The sequence below is a fragment of the Actinoplanes sp. ATCC 53533 genome (assembly GCF_003947245.1).
Genome location: NZ_QHHV01000345.1, coordinates 1 through 6,560 on the forward strand (window position 1 = coordinate 1; position 6,560 = coordinate 6,560).

Here is a 6,560-nt window from a genome sequence, read left to right on the forward strand (position 1 = left end):
TCCCGTGGGCGGCGCTCGCCGCCGGGTCCGCCCGCGACATCGAGCTGATCGCCGGGCACACCCGCGACGAGTACCGGCTCTTCCTCGCCATGGCCGGGCTGCTCGGCCCGATCCCCGAGGAACAGGCGGCGGCCACCCTGCGACTGTTCGGGCCGGGCCCGGATCCGGCGGCCGCTTACCGGGTGGCATACCCGGGCGCCCCGGCGGAGCGCCTGTTCGAGCTGGTGCAGTCCGACTGGCTGTTCCGCATGCCGTCACTGCGTCTCGCGCAGGCCCACATCCAGGGCGGCGGCCGGGCCCACGTCTACGAACTCACCCTCACCGCCCCCGGCAACGGCGGAGCGCTCGGCGCGTGTCACGGCCTGGACGTTCCGCTGACCTTCGGCGTCTACACCGGATTCGGCGCGACATTGATCGGCCCGGAGGCGACACCGGAGGTGGAGGCGGCCTCCGCCGCCCTGCGCGCCGCCTGGTCGCGGTTCGCCGCCACCGGCGACCCCGGCTGGCCCGCCTACGACCCGGAACAGCGTTTGACGTGGCTCCTCGACGCCCAGCCCAGCACCGCCCCATACCCGGAAGAGCAGTCACGCCGACTCTGGCAGGACCACGCCTTCGCGGCGCTGCCCCTGCGCGCCGCTGGGTAGCCGAGCACGGACCCCACACCCGAGATCAGGCAGGGAGAACGTGGTCGTCGGTGGCGGTCACCGCGCTGTCCACGGTGGTGGAGCGGTGTGGGCGGGCGGAGGTCAGAGCTCAAGCCGGTGGCCGACCGGGAACAGGCGGAAGTCCGTGCGGCCGATCGTCGACCCCCAGATGCCCTTCGGCGCGAGCACCGTGACGGCAATCCCGGCCAGGCCGAGTACGATGAGGTACGTGGTGCCCTGCGCCGACAACGCCTGCTGCAGTGCGAAGAAGAGCAGCGCACCGATCAGCGGGCCCTCGATCGTGCCCAATCCTCCGACCACCACGATGAAGATCATGTACGCGGACCACTGCACGCTGTAGACGCTCTGCGGCTGGACGAACAATGTGTTGATACACACGATGCCACCGGCTGCGCCGGCGCCCGCCGCCGCGACGACGTACATCAGCCGCTTGACCCGGCCAACCCGGATGCCCATCGCCTCGGCAGCCACCGCATCGTCGCGGATCGCACTGCACTGCAAACCGATCCTGGACCGGATGACCAGAAAGACCGCACCGACAGCGAGCACCGCCAGCAGCAGTGCCAGCCAGTAGGTGTAGGCCATCCGCACGTCTGGGTCGTACCCCGACAACGTCGACAGTGACGCACCGGTTCCGCTGCCCAGCGGGCCGATCTGCTGGGTGACCAGCATGACGATCTCGGCCAAGACCCAGGTGCCGATGGCAAAGTAGCCGCCGTGAAGCCGGAACACCGCGAACGACGCCAGCAGTGCGAACCCGCCAGCCACCAGGCCGGCGACCGGCACTGCCAGGAAGGCGTTCAGCCCGCCATGGACCGACAACGCGATGACGACGTACGCACCGATGCCCAGGAATGCCTGCTGCCCCACCGAGACCAACCCGCCGTACCCGGCCAGCAGGTTCCACATCGTGGCCAGCACGACCAGCACCATCAGGTCGACCAGGGTATGGGTGATGTCCGCGGTCACGACGTACGGCGCGAGCCAAAGCAGCACCACCGCAAGGCAGACGCTGAACAGCCCGGCCCGGGATCCGATGGTGGCACGTCGCACTCGGAAGGCGGGCGGGGATGACGAAGGCTTCGTCATGCCTGGACGCCTTTCACGCCGAGGATTCCCCGCGGGCGCAGGATGAGCACGGCAAGGAACACGAGGTGGCCGCTGAGCACCGAGTAAGCCGGCGAGACCTGCGCGCCGAGCGTCTGCGCCACACCGAGCACGACACCGCCCAGCAACGTGCCCCACACGTTGCCGATGCCGCCGATGACGACCGCTTCGAACGCGAAGATGAGCCTGCCGGGTCCGAGTGACGGGTCAAAGGTCGTGCGCATGCCCAGGAACACCCCGGCCAGTGCCAGCGTCCCGAACGCGATCGCCGTCGCCATCCCGTACACGTGCCGATTGTTGACGCCCATCAGCTGCGCGGCCTCCTGGTCGTCGCTCGTGGCCCGCATGACGCGACCGAACGCGGTTCGCGACAGGAACAGCCGCAGGCCCGCCAGGACGGCGACCGCGACGGCGAACGTCGTGAGGGTGAACCAGCCGACCGACACGTCGTGACTCAGCCGCAGGCTGGCGGTGCCGAAGGCGCCGATGTCCAGTGCCCGGCTGTCCGACGAGAACAGGTCGAGCAGCGTGTTCTGCAGCACGATCGACAGCCCGAAGGTCACCAGGAGCGGGGCCAGCACATCGGAGCCCTGGACGCGGTTCAGCACCAGTCGTTGGAGTGAATACCCGAAGGCCGCCAGAACGGGGATGGTCACCAGCAGCGCCAACCACGGGTTCATTGACATCGAATCGACTAGGGCGAACGCGATGAACGCTGCCAGGATGGACAGATCGCCGTGTGCCAGGTTGACGATGCGCATCACCCCGAACATGACCGAAAGGCCGGTGGCGAACAGCGCGTACAGCCCGCCGAGGAGCACCCCCTGTAGGAGCGCGTTGATCCAGGTCATTCGTCCACTCCAAAGTAGGCGGCGGCGACCGCTTCGCGGGTCAGGCCGGTAGCCGTGCCTTCCAGCGCGACCCGGCCCTCCAGCAGGCACTGGACCCGGTCCGCGACACGTAGCGCCTGACCGACGTCCTGCTCCACTACGAGCACGGTGGTGCCGGTCGCGGTGATCGCGGGCAGGGCGGCGTAGACCTGCTTGACCACAACTGGGGCCAGGCCGAGCGAGACCTCGTCCAGCAGCAGCAGGCGCGGGTTGCACATGAGTGCGCGGCCGATTGCCACCGCCTGCTGTTCTCCGCCGGACAGCGCGGACGCGGACCGGTGCCGCATTTCGGCCAGTCGCGGGAAGAGGTCGTAGACGGCGGTCAGGCTCCATCTGCCGGGACGCCGACGGTACGCGCCGATCTGCAGGTTCTCCTGCACGGTCAGGCTCGGAAACAGCCGCCTGCCCTCGGGGACCAGGGTGATGCCGAGCGGCTGGCGACGGTATGCGGGAAGCCCGGTCACGTCCTGCCCGACGAATCTGACGCTGCCCCGGGTGGGCCGCAGCAGCCCTGCGATCGTCCGCAGCAGGGTGGACTTGCCCGCACCGTTCGCGCCGATGACGGCGACCGTCTCGCCCTCACGTACCCGCAGACTCACACCGAACAAAGCCTGCACGTCACCGTATCGGGCCTCCACGTCCGACACCTCGAGGATCGTGGTCATGCGTCCAGCTCGGTGCCGAGGTACACGTCCTGCACCGCTTTGCTGGACATGACCTCGGCGGGGGTGCCGTAGACAAGCACCCGCCCGTACGTCAGGCACAACAGCCGGTCCACCACTTGCAGCAGCGCGTGCACGATGTGTTCGATCCAGATCACGGCGATACCCTCTGACCGCAGCTGCTGGACGGTGGCCACCAGGATCTTCAGTTCGGCGTCGGTGAGACCGCCGCCGATCTCGTCCAGCAGGACCAGTCGCGGTCCGGTGGCCAGCGCCCGAGCAAGTTCCAGCCGCTTGCGGTCCAGCAGTAGTAGGTTGCCGGCTCGTTCGTTGGCCACGCGACTGATGCCGGCCCGGTCCAGGGCGCGGACGGCTGCGGCGTGGGCGGCGTGGCTGCGCAGTCCGGCCCCGGCGGTCGCGGCCACCAGCACGTTCTCGAACACCGACATGCCGACGAACGGGCGTGGGATCTGATAGGTGCGTCCGATCCCGAGCCGGCATCGTTCGCTGGCAGGCAGCGCGGTCACGTCCTGGCCTTGGAAGTGCACGTTGCCCCGGTCGGCGGGAACCGTACCGCTCAGCAGGTTCAGCATGGTCGACTTGCCGGCGCCATTGGGTCCCACCACTCCCAGCGCGGCATCCGCGTCCAGGGTGAAACTGACGTCGTCGGTGACGACCAGCGAGCCGAACCGCTTGCCGAGACCGTCGACCTCCAGCAGCGGTCGTGTCACAGCATCGCCACCGTTCCGCCGGTGGGAATCTGCGGGGCCTGCGAGTTGCTCACGATCACCAGTTCGTGCGGATAACTGCTGCCCTTGCGCCACTGCCCGCCGACCAACGGTGTCTTGGCGACATTCGGGACCGGCCCCGCGGTCCAGTCCAGCGGGCCTACCACGGTCGAAAGCTGCATCGCCTTGAGCGCGTTGGCGATGCCGGTGCGGTCAGCGGTGTTGCCCGCTCTGGCGACAGCTTTCGCGGCCACCTCGAACAGTGCGTGCACGAAGCCGATCGGCTGCGTCCATTGCTTGCCGGTGCTCGCCGTGTACGCGTCGGCCAGCTGCCGCGCGGTCTGCCCGGTCAGCGAGCTGGTATAGGGGTGCGTCGGCGACCACCACACCTCTGTGCTCAGGTTATTGCCCAGGTCGCCGAGTGCCTCGATGGCCGAGGGGAACAGAAGGGCCTTCGCCATCGTCACCAGCTTCGGCCGGTATCCCTGCTGGGCCGCCTGCTTCCAGAAGTTGGTGAAGTCCGGCGGGATCATGACGCCCAGCAAGATCTGCGCGTTCGCGGCTTTGAATCTCGCGATCTGTGCCGAGAAGTCCTGCGTTCCGGTGGCGAACCGGCCCGGATCGTTGATGAGGAAGTTCTGCTTGGCGACTGCTGGCGGGAATCCAGTGGCCTTGTCACCCCATGCGTTGCCGTCCGCATCGTTGGGGAACAACCCGCCGGCCTGTCTGTTGGTGGGCAGCTTGCGCCACATGTCCAGGTACACCGCCTCGACGTCCTCCAGCCCCCAGAAGAAGTGGTAGGTCCACTGAAACGCGGTGGCGCCCGGTTTGCCACCCCGCCCGATGAACCAGGGCTGCCACGGCGCTACGGTCGAGATGCACGGCACGCCGTTGGCTTCGCACTGATCGGAGACCGGGTTGGTGATGTCCGGCGTGGACGACACCAAAACCAGATCGACCTTGTCTGAGAGGATGAGGTCACTGGTGACGGTGCTGGCGCGTTTGGAGTCCGATTGCGCGTCCTTCACCACGATCTCAACCTTGACGTCGGTGTCACCGACCCGCAGCCGGTGCTTGGCGAACCAGTCCTGGACCGCCTGGACGACAAATGTGTCGGCCTCACCGAACGGCGCGAGGCTTCCGGTCCGCGGGGTGACGTATCCGAGTTTCAGGGTGCCGCCGGAGCCGCCGCTATCGTTCTTCTTGATACCGGCGCTGCACGCCGTGAGGGCACCGGGGGTTGCCGCCGCCATGCCGACGACTCCGGCGGTACGCAGTAGCGTGCGGCGGCTCAGCAGCGAAACGGCTTCACTGTCCATCATCGTCTCCAGACGTCATTCGGGTGCCAACCGCGAGGATGCGGCCCAGCGCCACGGCGAGTGCGTGCTCAGGATCGGGTTGTACACCCGAACTGCGGAATCCCACGTAGTTGTCCGGCCGTAGCAACACGCAGCCGGCACTTTCCACCTCGCGCAGTGCCGCCCAGTCGCCGTACAGGTCCTCGTAGTCGCCGCCCGGTCCGATGGTCACCGCCACGATCTCGACGTCGAGAGCAGCGCCCACCACGCCTGCGGCGTGGATCCAGGGTTCGCCGCCGATCCCGGTCAGAAGCGCGAATCTGCCGCGGCCGCCGATATCCAGGGTGGATAACTGTGCGGTGCCGCGGCTCAACCACGCGTGCGGTAGCTTTGCGCCCGGCCAGGTGGTCGGATAGTGGTAGAGCTCATGGTCGCGCGGGTTGACCGGTACGGGTGTGCCGTCGGGCACCACCGCGCCGGACTGGTACCGCTGGTCGAGTTCGACGCCGTGGGTGTTGAACTCGTAGTTCTTGAAGTCGATCGCCTCGCGTAGCAGCTGCCGTTGCTTCTCCGCCTCCGCGCCGGGGAGCTTGCGTGCTGCCATGTTCAGCTGCATCTGTTCGGGGTCCTCGGTGGACAGCAGGCCCAGTGCCTCGAAGATCCGTCGGGTATCGCCGATGCTCTGGTTGGCGCGGGTGACGATCTGCCGGCCGACCGGTGCGCGCTCTGCCGAGTACGACTCGAGCAGTCCGGGGCCTGCTGTGCCGGACAGCACGAGCTTCAGCTTCCATGCGAGGTTGTACGCGTCCTGGATGGAAGTGTTGGAACCCAGTCCGTTGGACGGCGGGTGCCGGTGGACGGCGTCGCCGGCACAGAACACACGCCCGTTATGGTACTTCTCGGCGTAGAGATGGTTGACCGTCCACGCGGACGAGGACTTGATGGTGACCGGGATCGAGTCGTCGCCGATCAAGTGGTGGGCGATCCTCCGAGCGTAGTCCTCAGTGAGGTTCGGCGGCTCGCGGTCGATGTCGTAGCCCCAGACAACCAGCCACTCGTGCCAAGGGCGGACGCACCGGACCAGTCCCATGCCGATACCGCCCACGTCGGCGCCGGTCTGCAACACCCAGTACAAGGTGCTCGGCCGGTGGGCGACGTAGCGGGTCAGGTCGGCTTCAAAGACGATATTGACGCTGCCCGCGACACCCAT

Annotated in this window: 6 protein-coding genes and 1 pseudogene; 1 reads left to right on the forward strand and 6 read right to left on the reverse strand. The window is 67.8% G+C overall.

From position 1 onward, the window contains the following. Positions 1-644 (forward strand): annotated as a pseudogene (locus DMB66_RS56580) (carboxylesterase family protein); the annotation flags it as partial. Between the two features lie 102 nt (positions 645-746). Here DMB66_RS56580 and DMB66_RS56585 read toward each other — a convergent pair. The 6 genes from DMB66_RS56585 to DMB66_RS56610 form a co-directional block, all read right to left on the reverse strand. After that, positions 747-1,754, reverse strand: coding sequence for a branched-chain amino acid ABC transporter permease (locus DMB66_RS56585; RefSeq protein WP_125812260.1), 1,008 nt, complete (start codon positions 1,752-1,754; stop codon positions 747-749). After that, complete coding sequence (locus tag DMB66_RS56590; RefSeq protein WP_125812261.1) at positions 1,751-2,623, reverse strand: branched-chain amino acid ABC transporter permease; 873 nt, start codon at positions 2,621-2,623, stop codon at positions 1,751-1,753. The genes DMB66_RS56585 and DMB66_RS56590 overlap by 4 nt, the downstream gene beginning before the upstream one ends. Next, positions 2,620-3,327, reverse strand: a complete 708-nt coding sequence (locus DMB66_RS56595) for an ABC transporter ATP-binding protein (RefSeq protein ID WP_125812262.1) — start codon at positions 3,325-3,327, stop codon at positions 2,620-2,622. Before DMB66_RS56595 ends, DMB66_RS56590 begins: the two co-directional genes overlap by 4 nt. Then, positions 3,324-4,055, reverse strand: a complete 732-nt coding sequence (locus DMB66_RS56600; RefSeq protein WP_125812263.1) for an ABC transporter ATP-binding protein — start codon at positions 4,053-4,055, stop codon at positions 3,324-3,326. Before DMB66_RS56600 ends, DMB66_RS56595 begins: the two co-directional genes overlap by 4 nt. Continuing rightward, positions 4,052-5,371 carry an ABC transporter substrate-binding protein gene (locus tag DMB66_RS56605; protein WP_233625557.1) on the reverse strand — a complete coding sequence of 440 codons (1,320 nt, stop codon included), beginning with the start codon at positions 5,369-5,371 and terminating at the stop codon, positions 4,052-4,054. Before DMB66_RS56605 ends, DMB66_RS56600 begins: the two co-directional genes overlap by 4 nt. Further along, positions 5,361-6,560 (reverse strand): FAD-dependent monooxygenase (locus DMB66_RS56610; RefSeq protein ID WP_125812265.1); only part of this gene is annotated, 1,200 nt, incomplete at its 5' end. The genes DMB66_RS56605 and DMB66_RS56610, both read right to left, overlap by 11 nt.